This is a genomic window from Luteimonas panaciterrae (genome assembly GCF_020511115.1).
Taxonomy (GTDB): Bacteria; Pseudomonadota; Gammaproteobacteria; order Xanthomonadales; family Xanthomonadaceae; genus Luteimonas; species Luteimonas panaciterrae.
Genome location: NZ_JAJAVH010000004.1, coordinates 498,987 through 517,674, shown reverse-complemented (window position 1 = coordinate 517,674; position 18,688 = coordinate 498,987). Strand labels below are relative to the sequence as shown.

The 18,688-nt window shown below is 65.6% G+C and carries 14 protein-coding genes; 8 read left to right on the top strand and 6 right to left on the bottom strand.

What is annotated here, in order from left to right:
* Window positions 1-65 precede the first annotated feature (65 nt).
* The 6 genes from LG367_RS07150 to cfa all read left to right on the top strand — a co-directional run bounded on the left by LG367_RS07150 (window position 66) and on the right by cfa (window position 4,580).
* The gene (locus tag LG367_RS07150; protein WP_226468530.1) at window positions 66-686 is read left to right on the top strand and encodes a rhomboid family intramembrane serine protease; all 621 of its coding nucleotides are present in this window, start codon (window positions 66-68) and stop codon (window positions 684-686) included.
* A gap of 43 nt (window positions 687-729) precedes the next feature.
* Entirely contained in the window at window positions 730-1,011 is a 282-nt protein-coding gene (locus tag LG367_RS07145) for a GNAT family N-acetyltransferase (RefSeq protein WP_226468529.1), read from the top strand.
* Between the two features lie 24 nt (window positions 1,012-1,035).
* Window positions 1,036-1,803: a pseudouridine synthase gene (locus LG367_RS07140; protein ID WP_226468528.1), complete on the top strand. Its 768-nt coding sequence runs from the start codon at window positions 1,036-1,038 to the stop codon at window positions 1,801-1,803.
* A gap of 271 nt (window positions 1,804-2,074) precedes the next feature.
* Window positions 2,075-2,284 carry a cold-shock protein gene (locus LG367_RS07135; RefSeq protein ID WP_226468527.1) on the top strand — a complete coding sequence of 70 codons (210 nt, stop codon included), beginning with the start codon at window positions 2,075-2,077 and terminating at the stop codon, window positions 2,282-2,284.
* 158 nt (window positions 2,285-2,442) lie between these two features.
* On the top strand, window positions 2,443-3,321 hold the full coding sequence (locus tag LG367_RS07130) for a DUF3298 and DUF4163 domain-containing protein (protein ID WP_226468526.1): 879 nt from the start codon (window positions 2,443-2,445) through the stop codon (window positions 3,319-3,321).
* Window positions 3,322-3,443: 122 nt separating this feature from the next.
* The gene (gene cfa / locus LG367_RS07125) at window positions 3,444-4,580 is read left to right on the top strand and encodes a cyclopropane fatty acyl phospholipid synthase (protein WP_226468525.1); all 1,137 of its coding nucleotides are present in this window, start codon (window positions 3,444-3,446) and stop codon (window positions 4,578-4,580) included.
* Between the two features lie 34 nt (window positions 4,581-4,614).
* Here the strand turns inward: cfa and LG367_RS07120 are convergent, their stop codons facing one another.
* The 3 genes from LG367_RS07120 to LG367_RS07110 all read right to left on the bottom strand — a co-directional run bounded on the left by LG367_RS07120 (window position 4,615) and on the right by LG367_RS07110 (window position 7,974).
* On the bottom strand, window positions 4,615-5,475 hold the full coding sequence (locus LG367_RS07120) for an AraC family transcriptional regulator (protein WP_226468524.1): 861 nt from the start codon (window positions 5,473-5,475) through the stop codon (window positions 4,615-4,617).
* A gap of 99 nt (window positions 5,476-5,574) precedes the next feature.
* Entirely contained in the window at window positions 5,575-7,023 is a 1,449-nt protein-coding gene (locus LG367_RS07115) for an amino acid permease (RefSeq protein WP_226468523.1), read from the bottom strand.
* Window positions 7,024-7,110: 87 nt separating this feature from the next.
* A complete protein-coding gene (locus tag LG367_RS07110; RefSeq protein WP_226468522.1) occupies window positions 7,111-7,974 on the bottom strand; it encodes an NAD-dependent protein deacetylase in 864 nt (287 codons plus the stop codon).
* A 211-nt stretch (window positions 7,975-8,185) separates the two neighbouring features.
* Between LG367_RS07110 and LG367_RS07105 the strand changes: the two genes are divergently transcribed.
* Window positions 8,186-12,568 (top strand): DEAD/DEAH box helicase, encoded by a 4,383-nt coding sequence (locus LG367_RS07105; RefSeq protein ID WP_226468521.1) that lies wholly within the window; start codon window positions 8,186-8,188, stop codon window positions 12,566-12,568.
* A 139-nt stretch (window positions 12,569-12,707) separates the two neighbouring features.
* Entirely contained in the window at window positions 12,708-13,994 is a 1,287-nt protein-coding gene (locus tag LG367_RS07100; RefSeq protein WP_226468520.1) for a glycerophosphodiester phosphodiesterase family protein, read from the top strand.
* Window positions 13,995-14,229: 235 nt separating this feature from the next.
* Here LG367_RS07100 and LG367_RS07095 read toward each other — a convergent pair whose 3' ends face one another.
* From LG367_RS07095 to LG367_RS07085, 3 genes are all read right to left on the bottom strand, one after another.
* Window positions 14,230-16,440 (bottom strand): M3 family metallopeptidase, encoded by a 2,211-nt coding sequence (locus LG367_RS07095; protein ID WP_226468519.1) that lies wholly within the window; start codon window positions 16,438-16,440, stop codon window positions 14,230-14,232.
* A 117-nt stretch (window positions 16,441-16,557) separates the two neighbouring features.
* Entirely contained in the window at window positions 16,558-17,157 is a 600-nt protein-coding gene (locus LG367_RS07090) for a hypothetical protein (RefSeq protein WP_226468518.1), read from the bottom strand.
* A gap of 100 nt (window positions 17,158-17,257) precedes the next feature.
* On the bottom strand, window positions 17,258-18,619 hold the full coding sequence (locus tag LG367_RS07085; RefSeq protein WP_226468517.1) for an esterase-like activity of phytase family protein: 1,362 nt from the start codon (window positions 18,617-18,619) through the stop codon (window positions 17,258-17,260).
* Window positions 18,620-18,688: the final 69 nt, after the last annotated feature.

Genomic DNA, 18,688 nt, shown 5'->3' with positions numbered 1-18,688 from the left:
CGTGAACAGAATCATCTAAAACAGAACCATCCAACAGCAGAATCGTCTGAAACTGGGAACATCCGATGCAATCGCCGGTCACCATACTCATCATCGTCGCCACCTGCTTGGTGTCGTGGATGGCGTTCAACAATCAGCGTCTGGCCGATCGCCTGATCCTGTGGCCACCGGCCATCGATCGTTCCAAGCAGTACGACCGCCTGATCACGCATGGCTTCATCCATGCCGACTTCGGCCATCTGCTGTTCAACATGATCACCTTGTTCTTCTTCGGCCGTGCGGTCGAAGAGGTGTTCGTGCAGCGGATCGGCATGATCGGCTACCTGGTGTTCTACCTGGCTGCGATCGTGGTGGCGATCCTGCCGACCTACACCCGCCATCGCCATGACAGCCAGTACCGCAGCCTCGGCGCTTCCGGCGCGGTCTCGGCGGTGTTGTTCTCCTACATCCTGATGTCGCCGTGGTCCGGCATCTATCTGTTCTTCATTCCGATTCCGATCCCGGCGATCGTCTATGCCGTGCTCTACGTGGGCTACAGCATCTGGATGGATCGTCGTGGCGGCGACAACATCAACCACAGCGCGCATCTGTGGGGCGCGGGTTTCGGCGTCATGTTCACCTTGATCATGGACCCGTCCGTGCTATCGCACTTCCTGTCGCAGCTGAGCCACCCGCGGTTCGGGTGAGCGGCTGCAGGCACATGCCCCAACTTCGAACCGGATTTCCGACATGAGCGACGACCTCCAGATCAGCCACGACACGGGCGCCCGGCGCTTCAACACGCGCGTCGACGGCCACGAGGCCTATGTCGAATACGAGCGCGCGGACGGCATCGTGACCATCACGCACACCATCGTGCCTTCGGAAATCGGTGGCCGCGGCATTGCCGCCCAGCTGGTGCAGGCGGCGCTGGAGTACGTGCGGGCGGAAGGCCTGAAGGTCGTGCCGCAGTGCTCCTACGCGGCGGCCTACCTGAAGAAGCACCCGCAGTACGCCGACCTCGTCGCCTGACATCGGCCGGCCGGCTGTGTCAGCATGCGCGCCCCGCGGCATGTCGTCCTGCCGCCTTTGGATGAACGCGCCGCGGTCATGCGCCTGAACAAACACATCAGCGACACTGGATTCTGCTCGCGGCGCGAGGCCGACCGCCTGATCGGCGAGGGACGGGTGACCGTCAACGGCGTCCGCGCCCGCATCGGCGCCGAGGTGGGCGAGGGCGACGAGGTCAAGGTCGACGGCCGGCAGCTGCGTGTGCGCATGGCGGCCAAGGGCAAGCGCAGGCACGTCTACATCGCTCTGAACAAGCCGGTCGGCATCACCTGCACCACGGAATCGTCGGTGCCGGGCAACATCGTCGATTTCGTTGGCCATGAGGAGCGGATCTTCCCGATCGGCCGCCTCGACAAGGATTCGGAAGGGCTGATCCTGCTGACCAGCAATGGCGACATCGTCAACGCCATCCTGCGGGCGGAGAACAAGCTGGAGAAGGAATACCTGGTGGCGGTGAACCATCCGGTCACCGAGGAGTTCCTGCGCGGGATGAGCCGGGGCGTCCCGATCCACGGGGAGACGACCCTGCCGTGCCGGACTGGCAAGCTGGGCCGGTTCGGCTTCCGGATCGTCCTGGTGCAAGGCCTGAACCGGCAGATCCGGCTGATGGCCGCCCACTTCAGGTACCGGGTGAAACAGCTGCTGCGGGTTCGGATCGGCAACGTGAAGCTGGGGCATCTGAAGCCCGGCCAGTGGCGGAATCTGACCGACGCCGAGCTGCGGGGGCTGCTGCCCAAGCAGGAAGAGTGGTAGCCCGGTTCCAGACCGGGATTCCCGTGCGTCGGGAAATGTTCGAAATTTAACATTTCACCCCGAACTTGCGGTATCGTGCGCGCACTGTTCAAAGCCGGGATCACGGTACATCGTGGTTTCGATGCGGTAGATCACTGTTCAATACAGGAATTCCAAGGAATTTCTGGGCCGATCCGCTCCATCGCTTCGCGTTACCCCTTGCTAGACACAGTCGCGCACCCGCACTTGGCGGGGCGCGTATCCATCCCACTGTTCCAAGGAGTAACTCATCATGTCCGATCGTCAGGTTGGTACCGTCAAGTGGTTCAACGACGCCAAGGGCTTCGGCTTCATCACCCCGGAAAGCGGCCAGGACCTGTTCGTCCACTTCCGCTCGATCCAGGGCACCGGCTTCAAGTCGCTGCAGGAAGGCCAGAAGGTCTCGTTCAAGGTTGTGCAGGGCCAGAAGGGCCTGCAGGCCGACGAAGTGCAGCCCATGTAAGTTGGTGCGTTTAGTTTGACCCGAGCCCCGGACGGCAACGTCCGGGGCTTTTTATTTGCCTCTGAGGAAATGCGAACGAAGTCACAGTGTTAATCTTGGCATCACGCAGTGTTCGTTAAACTGGCGTTATTAGAAGCTTCGGAGTCAAGGAGACCGCCATGCGCCGCCTGTTGGCCTGTTCGCCCATCCTCATCGCTCTCGTCATGCTCGCCGCCTGCAAGCGCGAGGAACCCGCAGCGCAGGCACCGGCCCAGCCGGGTCAGGAGCAGCCGGGAACCGCCGCCACGCCACCGCCTGCGCCGGCCGAACTCAAGGACGTGATCGAGCGCGATCCGCGCTACGTGATCGGCATCAGCTACCCGAAGGGCATCGACAAATATCCCGGGCTCGCCGCCGAACTGCGCCAGTATTCCGACGCGGCGCGCAACGAACTCAAGCAGGCGCTCGACGGCCTCGGCACCGAAAAACCGTCGGCGCCCTACGACCTGACGCTCTCCTTCAACACCGTGCTGGAAACGCCGCAGATCGTGGCGGTGTCCGCCGACGGCAGCAGCTATACCGGCGGCGCGCACGGCAATCCGCTGGTGGCACGTTTCGTCTGGCTGCCGCAACAGAACAAGGCGCTGAAGATCAACGAGCTGATCGTCGACAAGAACGGCTGGCGCGATCTTTCCGGCTACGTGCGCGAGCAGTTGCACGCGGCGCTGTCGCAACGCATCGACGCCGACGAAATGCCGCCGGCCGAGCGCGCCGAATTGATGAAGTCGGCGTTGAAGATGATCGACGAGGGCTCCATGCCCGAGGCCGACAATTTCGCCCAGTTCGAGCCGGTGCTGGCATCGGACAACAAGCTGTCGGCGCTGCGCTTCGTGTTCCCGCCTTATCAGGTCGGTCCTTATTCCGACGGCGTGCAGACGGTGGAGGTGCCGGCCTCGGTGCTGCTGCCGCACGTCGCGCAGGAATATCGCGACCTGTTCGCATCCACGCCCGCACCGTCACCGGCGGCGCCGAAACCGGCACCCGCGCCGGCGGGCTGATCGGTTGCCCCGATCGATCCTCCTGATCGGTCGGGCGACGCTGTGTTGCAAGCTTGCATGACGATGAAGGAACGGCGGCTGGAGTAATCTGGAATTGCCCTGTTCGTGTCGACGATCCCCCCATGTCCGCGACGCATCCTTTCCAAGACCGCATCCAATCCCTGCTTGCCGAAGCTGAAGTTCGAGTGGGCGGCAACCGCCCCTGGGACCTGCGCCCCCACGATTCGCGTTTGCCGGCACGGCTGATGGCCGGCGGATCGCTGGCCCTGGGCGAGAGTTACATGGACGGCTGGTGGGACGCGGAGTCCCTCGACGATTTCCTGTTCCATCTGCTCGAAGCCCACGTCGATGAACGCGTGCACGGCATCGGCGACATACTGCTGGCGATCCGCGCGCGGCTGTTCAACATGCAGGCCGGCCGCCATGCCTTCGACGTCGGCGAGCGGCATTACGATCTCGGCAACGATCTCTACTCGGCCATGCTGGGCAAGCGGCTGGTGTACAGCTGCGGTTATTGGCATGCGCACGACGGCACCGTCGCGGCGTCGCTGGACGCGGCGCAGGAGGCCAAGCTCGACCTGATCTGCCGCAAGCTCGGCCTGCGTCCTGGCATGCGCGTGCTCGACATCGGCTGCGGCTGGGGCGAGGCGCTGAAGTTCGCCGCCGAGCGTTATGGCGTGAACGGCGTCGGCATCACGGTTTCGCACGAGCAGGCGGAGTTCGCGCAGGAACTGTGCACCGGTCTGCCCATCGAAATTCGCGTGCAGGACTACCGCGAACTCGATGAGCGCTTCGATCGCATTTTCTCCGTCGGCATGTTCGAACACGTCGGCGTGCGCAACTACCGCACCTACTTCGAAATGGCACGGCGCTGCCTGGCCGGAGACGGGCTGTTCCTGCTGCACACCATCGGCGGCAACAAGTCGGTGAACCACAGCGATCCGTGGATCACCAAATATATTTTCGCCAATTCGATGCTGCCATCGGCGCGGCAGATCGCCGAGACGACCGAAGGCCTGTTCATCATCGAGGACTGGCACAACTTCGGTGCCGATTACGACCTCACGCTGCAGGCCTGGCGCACCAACATCGAGGCGGCCTGGGATCGCCTGCCAGCGCGCTACAACGAGCGTTTCCGCCGCATGTGGCGTTTCTATCTCGCCGCCTCGATGGCGAGCTTCCGCGCCCGGCGCATCCAGCTCTGGCAACTGGTGCTGTCACCGGGTGGCGTGCCCGGTGGATACGTGGCGCCGAGATAGTGCTCGTCCCGCGTGAACGGGACGAGCCGCGTCGTCATCCACGTAGCGGCACGCAGATCGCCGTGCGCCATTCGGTCGGCGGAAGCATGCGCGCGTCGTTGAGGTATTCCTCGATCACCGGCGCGTCGGAGGCTTCCTCGCCGCTGGACGGCAGCCATTCGCCGAACAGCCAGCGATAGGGGCGTTCGAGTTCGGCGTAGGGGCCGACGTGGACCAAAACTGCGTAGCGGCCACCTTCGATCGTGGCGCGTCGGATCGGAGCCTCCAGTGCGAGATCACTCGGTGCTTCCACGCAGGCGTCTGACAGCAACTCGTTCTCGGACTTGCTCTCCGGATCGTCGTAGTAGATGCCGAAGGAGCGGGACTGGCTCAGTCCGCGTCCTGCCGCCCAGGCGCCGAGTCTTTCGAACGTCCTGCCGATGTCGTGATAGGCGCCGTGATGCCGCAGTGCGGCGACGCTGACGGACGGCAGTTGCGTGATTTTCACTTCGTACATGGTCGTGTCCTCATCAAGGGTTCGATCGGGGCAGGGCGGAGCGGGAATGCTCGCGTCCTGGCGGCGACGGAATTCCCCCGGAGGCAGGCCATAGCTCTGGGCGAACGCGCGATTGAAGGCGGCGCTGCTGCCATAGCCACAGCGATGCGCGATGGCTTCGAGCGTTCGCGTGCCGCGCACCAGTTCGACCGCCGCCCGATGCAGACGCATCCGCCGCTGCGTGTCGGCTACCGTTTCGCCCATCAGGCCGCGATAGATGCGGTGGAAGTGGTAGGGCGAGAAATGGCCGACAGTCGCCAGCTGTTCCAGCGTCAGCGGCTGGTCGAGACGATCGGCCATGTGCGCGACCACCCGCTCGATGCGGGTGGCGTAGCTGCGTTGCGTGTTCGGGCGATTCATTCCGGACTCCGTCGATACCGCGGTACGAATGCTGGGCGGTTCCGATTGATCCAGGTTGCGCATTTCTCCGGCGGTCGCACCGCTCGGATCGTTACCAAATCAGGGCGTTTGCGCCAACCGGCTGTTGCGGATGCCGTAACCGAAGTACACCACCAGGCCGAGCGCCATCCAGATCAGGAAGCGCTCGTAGGTGATCCACGGCAAGCCCGAGATCAGCCAGATCGAGAAGGCGATCCCGATCAGCGGCACGAACGGCACCCACGGCGTGCGGAAGCTGCGCGGCAGCGACGGCTGGCGCTTGCGCAACACCAGGATCGAGGCACAGATGACGATGAAGGCGGCGAGCACGCCGACATTGACCAGTTCCGCCAGTTCGCCGATGGGGAAGAACCCCGCGGCGAGCGCGGTGATCACGCCGAGCAGCAGCGTCGGGCGATAGGGCGTGCCGTAGCGCGGATGCGATTTCGCGAACCACATCGGCAGCAGGCCATCGCGCGAGAGCGCGTACCAGATGCGCGCGGCCGCCAGCATGAAGGCGAACACGACGCTGATGATGCCGGTGACGGCGATCAGCGAGATCAACGTAGCGACCCAGTCCAGTCCGAGATCGCGGAAGGCATTGGCGACCGGCGCGCTGTTGCCGAGCGTGGAATAGTGGGCGACGCCGGTGAGCACCAGCGAGATGGTGAGATACAGCGCCATCGAGATGCCGAGCGACAGCATCACCGCGCGCGGCAGGTCGCGTTGCGGGTTCTTGGCTTCCTCGGCCGCCGTGGTCAGCGTGTCGTAGCCGAACACGGCGAAGAACACCACCGCGGCGGCGGTGACGACGCCGTTGAAGCCGAAATGCGAGGCGCCGTTCGCGTCGACCGTGCGTTCGGGGATGAATGGCGTCCAGTTGGCCGGATCGATGTAGAACACGCCGACACCGATCACCAGCACCACGCCCAGCACCTTGATCGCCACGATCAGTGTGTTGAAGCGCGCGCCCCATTCGGTGCGCACGGTGAGCAGCACGGCGACCAGCAGCGACACGACGGCGGCGACGAGGTTGAAGACATGGCCTTCGCCACTGCCACGCGCGCCCTGCGCCCAGACCGGCAAGTCGATGCCGATGCGATGCAGCAGATCTTGCGCATAGCCCGACCAGCCGCTGGCCACCACGGCCACGACCATCGCGTATTCGAGCAACAGGTCCCAACCGATCAGCCATGCAGGCAGCTCGCCGAGCACCGCGTAGCCGTAGGTGTAGGCGCTGCCGGTGACCGGAATCATGCCGGCGAATTCGGCGTAGCACAGCGCAGCCGCGGCGCTGGCGATGCCGGCGATGATGAAGGCGAGTGCGACCGCGGGCCCGGCATTCGCGGCGGCCTGCTGGCCGGCGAGTACGAACACGCCGACGCCGATGATGCCGCCGAGCCCGATCGCGGTGAGCTGCCAGACGCCGAGTACGCGACGGAAATCGCGACGCTGCCCGAGTTCGGCCTGCAGTTGCGCGATGCTCTTGGGCCGGATCAGCCGTGCCATCAGTGAGGGCGGTGCGCTCATCGTTGGGGTCTCCCTGGAGGTGCGGCGATCATAGCCGCTGACGTCTCCGTGGCGAACCCGCGAAGCGAAACCCCGACCGCACCGATCTCAGGCGAATGCAGCGTGCAGCGTCGTCCCGACGTCGGTGTCGAGCTTGAGCGCGGCGAGATCGTCGGCGCGCGTGCGTCCGCGGTTGAGGATCGCGATCGGTAGTCCGGCCTCGTGCGCCATGCGCGCGAAGCGGAAACCGGAGTACACCATCAGCGACGAACCCGCGACGAGCATGGCGTCGGAGGCCTGCAACGCGTCGCGCGCCTGCTCGTAGCGCGCGCGGGGCACGTTCTCGCCGAAGAACACGACATCCGGCTTCAGCGGACCCGCACAAGCGGGACAGCGCGGCGGAACGAAACGCGCGACGGCGTCGTCGTCGATGTCCGCATCGCCGTCGGGTGCGGTGGCGGCGTGCGCGGCTTCCCAGTCGGCGTTGGCGGCGGCGATCGTTTCCTGCACGGTGCTGCGCGCTTCGCGCAGGCCGCAGTCCAGGCAGACGACCGCGTCGAGCGAACCGTGCAGATCGACCACGGCGCGGCTGCCGGCGCGCTGGTGCAGCCCGTCGACGTTCTGCGTGACCAGCAACGACTGCGTGCCCGTCGATTCCCAGGCCGCGAAGGCGAAATGCGCGCGATTCGGCGCGGCCTGCACGAAGCGTGGCCAGCCGATGGCGCTGCGGGCCCAGTAGCGCTGGTACACGGCCGGATCGCCGGTGAAGGACTGATAGGTGACCGGCGGCTTGCGCTTCCACGCGCCGTCGGCGTCGCGGTAGTCGGGGATGCCGGAATCGGTGCTGCAGCCGGCGCCGGTGAGGACGAAGACGCGACGGAAGGGGGCCAGCCAGTCGCGCAGCCGATTCACGCTGGCGGATTCGACATCTGGCCCTCCGACATCGGCCGGTTCAGCGAAAGAGGCGTTCATCGCCGCATCCTAGCGTTTTCCATGGTGAGCTCGTGTTTTGGGCGACGGCGGGCATTTGCAAGAGCGGTCTCAGTGGTTGAGACGGCTTGCGGCTAGGGTCCGCCTGTCTGATCGGGTGTCGCGGGTTTGAATTCTGCCTACGTTGAATTCCAGAGGCCCCGCTCCGATCTTTCGTTCATGCCTTTCCCTTTCCCGGGGCGATAATCCTCCGATGCCGCTGACAGCGTTCCATCCCGCCGTCGCCAACTGGTTCCGCAGCGCGTTCCCGGCGCCGACGCAGGCGCAGATCGCGGCGTGGCCGGCGATCCGCAGCGGGCGCAACACGCTGGTGGCGGCGCCAACGGGTTCGGGCAAGACGCTCACCGCCTTCATGACCGCGATCGACGGCCTGGTGCGGCAGGGCCTGGAGCAGGGCACGCACGATCTGCTGGGGCAATCAACGTCGGGTCTGCCCGACCAGACCGTGGTGGTCTACGTTTCGCCGCTGAAGGCGCTCTCCAACGACATCCGTATCAATCTCGAGGCGCCGCTGGCAGGTATCCGCTCCGAACTCGAGCGCATGGGCCTGCCGGACATCGAGATCCGCACCGCCGTGCGCACCGGCGACACGCCGCAGGCCGAGCGCGCGCTGACGCGACGCAAGCCGCCGCACATCCTCGTCACCACGCCGGAATCGCTATACGTCCTGCTCGGTTCCGAATCCGGGCGGGCGATGCTGGCCACCGTGCGCACGGTGATCGTCGACGAAATCCACGCCGTGGCCGGCAGCAAGCGTGGCAGCCATCTCGCGCTGTCGCTGGAGCGCCTGGAAGCCTTGTGCGGCGATCGAATCACGCGTGTCGGCCTGTCGGCGACGCAGAAGCCGATCGAGGAAGTGGCGCGTTTCCTGGTTGGTGCGGCCGGGGTGTCGAAGGATGGCGTGCCGGATTGCGAGATCGTCGACATCGGCTACGTGAAGCAGCGCGATCTCGCGCTGGAACTGCCACCGACGCCGCTGAGCGCGGTGATGTCGAACGATCAGTGGGAGCAGGTCTACGCGCGCGTCGCCGAATTGGTCACGCAGCATCGCACCACGCTGGTGTTCGTCAACACGCGTCGCATGGCCGAACGCGCGGCGCGACATCTGGGCGAGATACTCGGCAAGGAGGCCGTTGCCGCGCATCACGGCAGTCTCGCCAAGGAACTGCGGCTGGATGCCGAACAACGCCTGAAACGCGGCGAATTGCGTGTGCTGGTGGCGACGGCTTCGCTCGAACTCGGTATCGACATCGGTGACGTCGACCTGGTTTGCCAGCTCGGATCGCCGCGCTCGATCGCTGCGTTCCTGCAACGCGTCGGCCGCTCCGGACACCATGTCGGCGGCGTGCCGAAGGGTCGGCTATTCCCGCAGACGCGCGATGAGCTCGTCGAATGCGCCGCGCTGCTCGATGGCGTGCGCCGCAGCGAACTCGATGCCCTGATCATGCCGCAGGCACCGCTGGACGTGCTGGCGCAGCAGATCGTCGCCGAAGTGGCGAGCCGCGAATGGGACGAGGACGCGCTCTACGACTGGTTCCGTCGCGCCTGGCCCTACGCCGAGCTGTCGCGCAAGGATTACGACGCCATCGTGCGCATGCTGGCCGAAGGGTTCACCACGCGGCGTGGCCCGCGCGCCGGCTATCTGCATCGCGATGCGGTCAATCGCAAGTTGCGTGGCCGCAAGGGCGGCCGCATGACCGCGCTGATGTCGGGCGGCACCATTCCCGACACCGCCGATTACAGCGTGGTCCTGGAGCCGCAGGCGCAGAACATCGGCACGGTGAACGAGGATTTCGCGGTCGAAAGCCTGACCGGCGACATTTTCCAGCTCGGCAACGCCAGCTATCGCATCCTGCGCGTCGAGCCGGGACGCGTGCGCGTGGAGGATGCGCAAGGCGCGCCGCCCAATATCCCGTTCTGGCTGGGCGAGGCGCCAGGACGCACCGACGAGCTGTCGTTCGCGGTGTCGCGATTGCGCGAAACGGTGGCCGAGCGGATCAAAGGGCAGGGTGTCGAGGCGGCGCTCGCCTGGTGCGTCGACGAAGTCGGCTTGCCGGTGGAGGCCGCGCGACAGTTGATCGATTACCTCGGTTCCGCGCTGGCATCGCTCAACGCGATGCCGAGCCAGGACACCATCGTCCTGGAACGCTTCTTCGATGAATCCGGCGGCACGCAGCTGGTGATCCACACACCCTACGGCAGCCGCGTCAATCGCGCCTGGGGCTTGGCGCTGCGCAAGCGCTTCTGCCGCAAGTTCAATTTCGAACTGCAGGCGGCGGCGACCGAGGATGCCATCGTGCTCTCGCTCTCGACCAGCCACAGCTTTCCGCTGATCGAGGTGGCGAGCTATCTGCATTCCAATTCGGCGCAGGAAGTGCTGATCCAGGCATTGCTCGACGCGCCGCTGTTCGGCGTGCGCTGGCGCTGGAACGCGACCACCGCGCTGGCGCTGCCGCGCTTCGTCGGCGGCAAGAAGGTGCCGCCGCAGTTGCAACGGATGAAGTCGGAGGATCTGCTGGCAACGGTATTCCCCGATCAGGTCGCCTGTCTGGAGAACATCGTCGGCGAGCGCCAGGTGCCGGACCATCCGTTGGTCGCGCAAACCTTGCACGACTGCCTGCATGAGGCGATGGACATCGACGGCTGGCTGCGCCTGCTGCGCGCGATGGAGTCCGGCCAGGTGCGGGTGGAGGCGCGCGATCTGACCGCGCCGTCGCCGTTCGCCGCCGAGGCCTTGAACGCGCGGCCCTACGCCTTCCTCGACGATGCGCCGCTGGAAGAACGCCGTACCCAGGCCGTGCAGACGCGCCGCTACGCCGATCCGCAGAGCGCCGACGATCTCGGCAGGCTCGACCTCACCGCGATCGAGGCGGTGCGCGAGGAAGCCTGGCCGCAGGTGCGCGACGCCGACGAGATGCATGAAGCGCTGATGGGGCTTGGTTTCGTCACGGAAGCCGAGGCGATGGGCAATGGCGACTGGTCCGTCTGGCTCAAGCGGCTGGCGCGCGACCATCGCGCGACGCGGCTTTCCATTGGCGATGGGTTGTGGGTCGCTGCGGAACGTTTGCCGCAATTGCACGCCTTGCATCCGCAAGCCGTGATGCAACCGGCGATCGAAGCGCCGGCCGAGTTCGCCGCGCAACCCTGGACAAGTGAGGATGCTGCGGTGGAACTGCTGCGCCTGCGTCTGACCGGTCTTGGCCCCACGCCGGCGGCCACGCTCGCCTCCGCGATTTCATTGCCTGCTTCGGATGTGGACATGGCCCTGCTGCGTCTGCAGGGAGAAGGTTACGTCATGCAAGGGCGCTTCACGCCCGGGGCTGATGTCGATGAATGGTGCGAACGACATCTACTCGCGCGCATCCATCGCTACACGCTCAAGCGCCTGCGCCGCGAGATCGAACCGGTGGAGCCGCGCGACTTCATGCGTTTCCTCTTCGACTGGCAACGCGTGGCGCCCGGTGCGCGCGTCAGCGGGCCGGAGGCGTTGGCGGGCGTGCTCGCGCAGCTGGAAGGCTTCGAGGCACCGGCGGCCGCGTGGGAAGCGGAATTGCTGCCGGCGCGCGTCAACGATTATTCGATCACCTGGCTCGACGACCTCTGCACCGCCGGCCGCACGATGTGGACGCGCTTGCGCGTGAGTGCCGGTGACAGCAGCGGATCGCGTGGCAGCACGCCCGTGCGGGCGACGCCGATCGTCCTGCTGCCGCGCAAGCATGCCGTGGCTTGGACACGGCTGGCGCCGGAACAAAGTAGCGACGACGGCATTTCCTCGCGCGCGCAGCGCGTTGCCGATTATCTGAGCGAGCAAGGCGCTTCGTTCTTCGACGAACTGGTGACGGGCGCGCATCTGCTGCGCACGGAACTCGAGGACGCGCTGGCGGAGCTGGTGGCGCGTGGCCGCGTCCATTGCGACAGTTATGCAGGATTGCGCGCGCTGCTGGTGCCCGCATCGAAGCGATCGGGGGGATCTCCTCATCGGCGGCGCCGTGCGGCGCTGTTCGGTATCGAGGATGCAGGCCGCTGGGCGCTGATCCGGCGCAACGCACCGGCGCCGGTGCCGAACGGGAAATCCGATCCGGAGGCGATCGAGCACGTCGCCCGCGTCCTGCTGCGTCGCTACGGCGTGGTGTGCTGGCGGCTACTGGAACGCGAGGCGAACTGGCTGCCGCCGTGGCGCGAGTTGTTGCGTGTCTATCACCGGCTGGAGGCACGCGGCGAAATCCGCGGTGGCCGCTTCATCGCCGGCCTGTCGGGCGAGCAGTTCGCGCTGCCCGAGGCCATCGGACTGATGCGCCAGATGCGTCAACGCCCTCACGACGGCGCCTTGATCTGCCTGTCCGCCGCCGACCCCCTGAATCTGGTCGGCACCGTGCTGCCCGGCAGCAAGCTGCCGCGCCTGACCGGCTCGCGCGTGCTCTACCGCGACGGCCTGCCGCTGGCGACCTTGAACGCGGGGCAGGTCGAATGGCTCGTCACGCTGCCGCCGGAAGAGCAGCGCGTGGCCCGCAAGGCACTGCTGCGCGAGCCGGACCCCGCGTTCTTCGCAGGGCAGGTTCCAGCCGCCGTGCACTGACTGCCGGCCTTGCGTATCGTGGCCGGATGATGTCCGGACGCAGACTGTCAACGGATCGCAATCCAAGTCGCCGACCCTGTGCGCGGGCCGGCTGCAGGGGAGTCGGCACGTCCGATCCCCCGACACAGGATTCAAACCCATGAGTCTGCGCACTAAGCTAACCTCGATGCTGTGCGCCACGGCGTTGCTCGCCGTCGGTGCCTCCGCCTTCGCACAAGAGTCCGCCTTGGCCGCCAAGCCCGCCCGCCATCACGACGACGATCATCATGGTCTGATCGTGATCGGTCATCGCGGTGCCAGCGGCTATCGCCCCGAACACACGCTCGAGTCCTACCGCCTAGCGATCCGCCAGGGCGCCGACTTCATCGAGCCTGATCTGGTGGCGACCAAGGACGGCGTGCTGGTCGCGCGCCACGAGAACGAGATTTCCGGCACCACCGACGTCGCCGATCATCCGGAATTCGCCAACCGCCGCACCACCAAGACCGTCGATGGCGTCAAGCTGACCGGCTGGTTCACCGAGGACTTCACCCTCGCCGAGATCAAGACGCTGCGCGCCAAGGAACGCATTCCCGCCATTCGTCCGGGCAACACGCGTTACGACGGCCGCTTCCAGATTCCGACCTTCGCCGAGGTGGTGCAACTGGCCAAGCGCGAGAGCCGCAATGGCCGTCCGGTCGGCATCTATCCCGAGACCAAGCATCCGACCTATTTCGCCAAGGAAGGGCGCCGCATCGACGGTACGCCGATCCATGTGTCGCTCGGCACGAAGCTGATCGAGACGCTGGTGGCCGAAGGCTTCACCGATTCGCGCCGCGTCTTCATTCAGAGCTTCGACGTCGAGAACCTGCTCGAGCTGAAGAAGCGCATCATGCCGTCGGCGGGTGTTTCATTCCCGCTGGTGCAGCTGTATGACGACATCAACTCGGCCAAGCCCTACGACATGGTCTACAACGCCACGCATGGCGAAGACCTCGCGGGAATTTATGGCGAACTGAACCAGCGCATCGAAGGCGGCATCAGCGCGGACACGACCTATGGCGCGCTGGTCAGCCAATCGGTGCTGAACTGGATGAAGGCGAACTATGCCTCGGGCATCGGCCCCTGGAAATCCAATCTGCTGCCGCGCACCACGCTCGATCCCAAGGTCGACGCCAACGGTGACGGCAAGGCAGAGCTGGCCACGCGCAACACCGGCGCGGTGCATCCGATGCTGGCGCGCGCGTTGAAGGCGGGATTGCTGGTGCATCCCTACACCCTGCGTGCAGAGGAGAGCTTCCTGACGCAGACGGCGAACGGTGTTTCGCAGTCGGCACTTTGTGAAGCCGTGCAGCTCTATAGCCTGGGCGTGCAGGGCATGTTCTTCGATCAGCCGGATGTCGGCGTGGCGGCGCGCGAGATCTTTCTCGATCTCAGTAAGCCGTAAATCGCGCGGTTGATAGTTGGTGATCGAGCCTCTTCTCCCGAGAAGAGGCTCGATCGGATAGCCCGAGCGACGACACGAAGATGCTCGTCATTCCCGCCTTCGCGGGAATGACGAATCGGAAAATGCTTCGGCATCGCGGAAAAGTAGGGCAGTGTAAAAACAGCGCACGTCCTTGTGCGCCACCCTCCGGAGCTCCCGCCGGCGCTGAAGCGCAGCCGCGGGAGCAAAGACAGACTTACTTGCTGCCGCTCACTTCCGGAGCGGACTGCGGCTGGGCTTCCGCGACCAGGCCACGCTTGACCAGCAGCGGCTGGATGTCCGGGGCATGTCCGGTGAAGTCGAGGAACAACTGCGAGGCGTCCTTGCTGCCGCCGCGCGAGAGCAGGGTGCGGCGGAAACGATCGCCGTTCTCGCGTTTCAGGCCGCCGTTCTGCTTGATCCACTCCACCGTGTTCGCATCCAGCACTTCCGACCAGATGTAGGCGTAGTAGCCAGCCGCATAGCCGCCCATGATGTGGCTGAAGTAGGGCGTGCGATAACGCGGCGGCACTGGCGCGTAGTCGACGCCGTCCTTCTTCAGGGCATCACCCTCGAAGGCCATCACGCGCGCGGCGACGGGAATCTGCGCTTCCGGCGCCTGGTGATAGTTCTGGTCGAGCATCGCCGCACCGAGATATTCGGTGGTGGCGAAGCCCTGGTTGAACTTCTGGCTGGCCAGCACCTTGTCGAGCAGCGCCTTGGGCATTGCCTCGCCGGTCTGATAGTGCTTGGCGTAGTGGGCGAGGATCTCCGGCCAGTCGGCCCACATCTCGTTGACCTGCGACGGGAACTCGACGAAATCGCGCGGCACGCTGGTGCCGCTGAAGTACGGATACTTCACGTTCGAGAACATGCCGTGCAGGGCGTGGCCGAATTCGTGGAACGCGGTGGTCACCTCGTCCCAGGTCAGCAGCGTCGGCTTGCCGGCGGTCGGCTTTGGAATGTTGAGATGGTTGGCGACGACCGGTTTGGTGCCGAACAGTTCGGACTGGCTGACGTAGCTGTTCATCCAGGCGCCACCGCGCTTGGACGGGCGCGCGTAGGGATCGAAGATGAAGATCGCCAGCTGCTTGCCGTCGTTGTCGATCACGTCGTAAACGGTCGTGTCCGGATGGTACTTCGGCAGGTCGGTGCGTTCCTTGAAGCTGATGCCGTACAGCTGGTTGGCGGCGTAGAACACGCCGTTTTCCAGCACGTTCTTCAGTTCGAGATAGGGTTTCAGTTGCGATTCGTCGAAGTCGTACTGCGCCTGGCGCACCTTCTCGGCGTAGAACGCCCAGTCCCAGGGCTGTAGCTGGAATGTCGGCTCGCCCTTGGCGGCTTGTTCCTTGTCGATGATCGCCTGCATCGCCGCGGCTTCGCGCTTGGCGTTCGCCACGGCGGGTGGGGCCAGCTTGGAGAGCATGTCGTTGACGGCGTCGGGCGTTTTCGCGGTTTCGTCGGCGAGCACGTAGGCGGCGTAGGTCGGATAACCCAGCATCTTGGCGCGCTCGGCGCGAAGCTTCAGCACTTCGGCGACGATGGCGGTGTTGTCGAACTTGTTGCCGCGGCTGTTGCGCGTCACCGATGCCTTGTGCAGACGCTCGCGCAGCGCACGATTGGTGAGCTGCGATTCCGGCGGCTGGCCGGTGGTGTTGAGCAGGGTGATGACGTACTTGCCGTCGAGCTTGCGCTCCTTGGCGGCTTCCGCAGCAGCGGCGATCTGCTCGTCGGTCAGGCCGTCGAGTTCGGCTTTTGAATCCACGACGATGGCCGAATCGTTGACCTCGTTCAGCACGTTCTCGCTGAAGTCGGTGCCGAGCTTGGCGAGCCGGGCGTTGATGTCCTTCAGGCGCGCCTTGTCCTGGTCGGAGAGCGCGGCGCCGGCACGCACGTAGTCGGTGTGGTAGCGCTCGATCAGGCGCTTGCCCTCGTCGTCGAGGCCGAGCGACTCGCGCTGGTCGTACAGCGACTTGATGCGCGCGAACAGTTTCGGGTTGAGCTGGATGGCATCGCCGTGCGCGGCGAACTTCGGCGCGTACTCGCCACGCAGGCGGTTGCGCTCGGGATTGGTGTCGGTGCCGACGAGGTTGAAGAACACGGTCGTCGCGCGATCGAGCACGCGTCCGGAGCGCTCCAGCGCGAGGATGGTGTTGTCGAAGGTCGGCGGCTCGGGATTGTTCGCGATCGCCTCGACTTCCTTCAGCTGTTCGGCCATGCCGGCGTCGAAGGCCGGGGCGAAATCGCCGTCCTTGATCTTGTCGAACTGCGGGTAGTGCAGCGGCAGCGTGCTCTGATCGTGGAACGGGTTGGAGGCGCTGAAGGAGGCGGGGGTAACGGTGCTGTTCACGGGTGTTTCGGCCATGCTGTAGGCAGGAGCGGCGAGTGCCAGGGCCGCGGTCAGGGCGAGGGCGAGCGGGTGCTTCATGGGCAGGGTGGTCGAGGAATGTGCCGGCCAGCCTAGCCCAAGCGGCAGCATGCCACCTGTGACTTTAGGCAGGGGTGAGGCGCGTCGTCGGCCGAGTCCGCCTCCTCGAGGGCGCGATCACAGCGTCTCGAACTGGCGCACGATCCACGACAATTGATACGCCAGACTCGCGACCGCGAAGAAGGCATGGAAGCGGCGGTTGCTGGTGACGATCGCCACCAGGCACAGCGCCACGTAGGCCACGCAGCGCAATTCGAGTTCCGGGCCGAAGCTGTCGAAATACTGCCGGCCCTTGATCCAGGTATCGCCGAGGTCCGCCATGTAGGCCAGCGCCAGCAGGCTGAAGAACCATTTCCGACGCGAATAGAAATATTCCTCGTAGCCGGTGTGGCCTTCCAGATTGTCCGGGAAGATGATCGCGCACAGCAGGTACAGCAGCAGCGCGTACAGCGCCACGGCCAGGTAGAGCATGAAGGTCCAGTGGACCGTGTCGGCCAGGCGGAATTCCCACCACCAGAAGTGCAGCAGGTACACGAACATCGAGATCGCCCAGACCATGTGGACCCAGTAGCCCCGCTCGCGCATCGGGCGATCGATGGCCCGCGCGAAATGCCGGATCAGATGGGTCAGGCCCAGGCCCACCACCATGCCCAGCAGCACCCGCACGTGCAGGAACAGGTTGGACAGAGAGTCCGGATGGCTGATGGCGGGGTCCACGGGGGGATTGTCACCAGTGCCCCGAATGGCCGCAAGCCGGCGGCCGCACCTCACGGACGAAGCATGAGGTGCGGCCAATGCATGGCGGGTCAGTACGCGATCAGCGCACCTTGAAGGACAGCAAGTAGCCCGGGATCAGATCCATGCCGGCCGGGCAGGCGGTGTCGAGCGGCACCTGCTGGCGCGCGCTGTTGTCGGCGTTGACGCAGACATCGAACTGCTCGCCCGCGCCGGTCTGGGTGACGCTGTAATCGTTGTCGCTGCCCACCAGCACCACACGGCCGCCGAACAGCAGGCGCGGGCCGATGGCCAGGCCTTCCAGCTTTTCCGGCACGTCGGCGCCGGCGCTGCGCAGGGCGGCGAGGACGTCGACCTCCGGCTGCTTCGACACCGGCACCACGCCGGCGGGCAGATCACTGCGGCCAGCCAGCGATACGTGCTGCACGTCCGTGGCGCCGCGCAGGTCGATGCGGTAGATGCGCTTGTGGATCGGCGTGGCGGTTTCCTCGACGCCGACGCCGCGGTTGTCGCGTTCGATCACCAGAAACTCGTGATCGGACACGGCCTCGATCGCGCTCAGGCCGATGCTGCGGCCCTGGTCGGTAGCCTTGAAATCGTCGGCGGTGCCGGGATCGATCGCATTGAGCACGTCGACGGTTTCCAGCGGATACAGATACTGCGCCGTGCTGGTGCCGGACGCGGGATCGAACTCGACGATCCGCACCCAGCGGCTACGGCGGCCGTCGCCCTTGTCGCCTTCGTTCACCAGCGGGTCCTGCAGCACCGCGTACAGGCGCGTGCGCGAGGTGTTGAAAGTCAGGCCCTCGAAACCGCGGTTGTCCTGGCGGCCGTTGACGATCGTGCCGCGGCCATCGGTGTAATTGGACTGGCCGTCGGCCTGCACCGGGCGCAGGTTGGCGGGAATGTCGAAGGCGCGCACGAAGCGGCCGCGGCGATCGAATTCGTACAGGCTCGGGCCGTACTCATCGGACACGAACAGATGTCCGTTGCGACCGACGGCGATGCCCTCGGGATCGAAACTGTTGCCGAGCACGTTGGGCGAACCGTTGAGCAAGGTCGGGTTGAGGCCGTTGAACGGATTGCCGTTGCGATCGGTGAACAGGATCGTGCGCAGCACCAGCGGCTTGCCGAGCACGGCGCCGGAAATCGGATGCAGCGGCACGAGCATCTGCTGCACGCGCGTGCTGTAGCCAATCACGCCGCCGCCGGGGCCGCGATCGGAAAGCGCGAACCAGGTGCCGGTCGACGCGTCGTATTTAAGGTCGGAGAAGAAGCCGAGGCGGTTGATGTTGGCGGCCTGCTTCCCGGGCGCGGTGCGGTCGACGCTGTGGGCGGAGATCGGCACCACATCGCTGAGCGACCAATCGGCGGCCTGGGCGGAGAAAACCGGCATGGAGCCGGCGAGAACCAGCGTACAGGCGCAGGAAAGGCGACGCAGCATCGGAACGCTCCCGGGGATGGAGAAACCCGGCACGTTAGGAACCGCGTGTTGCAGACAGATGACGCCCGC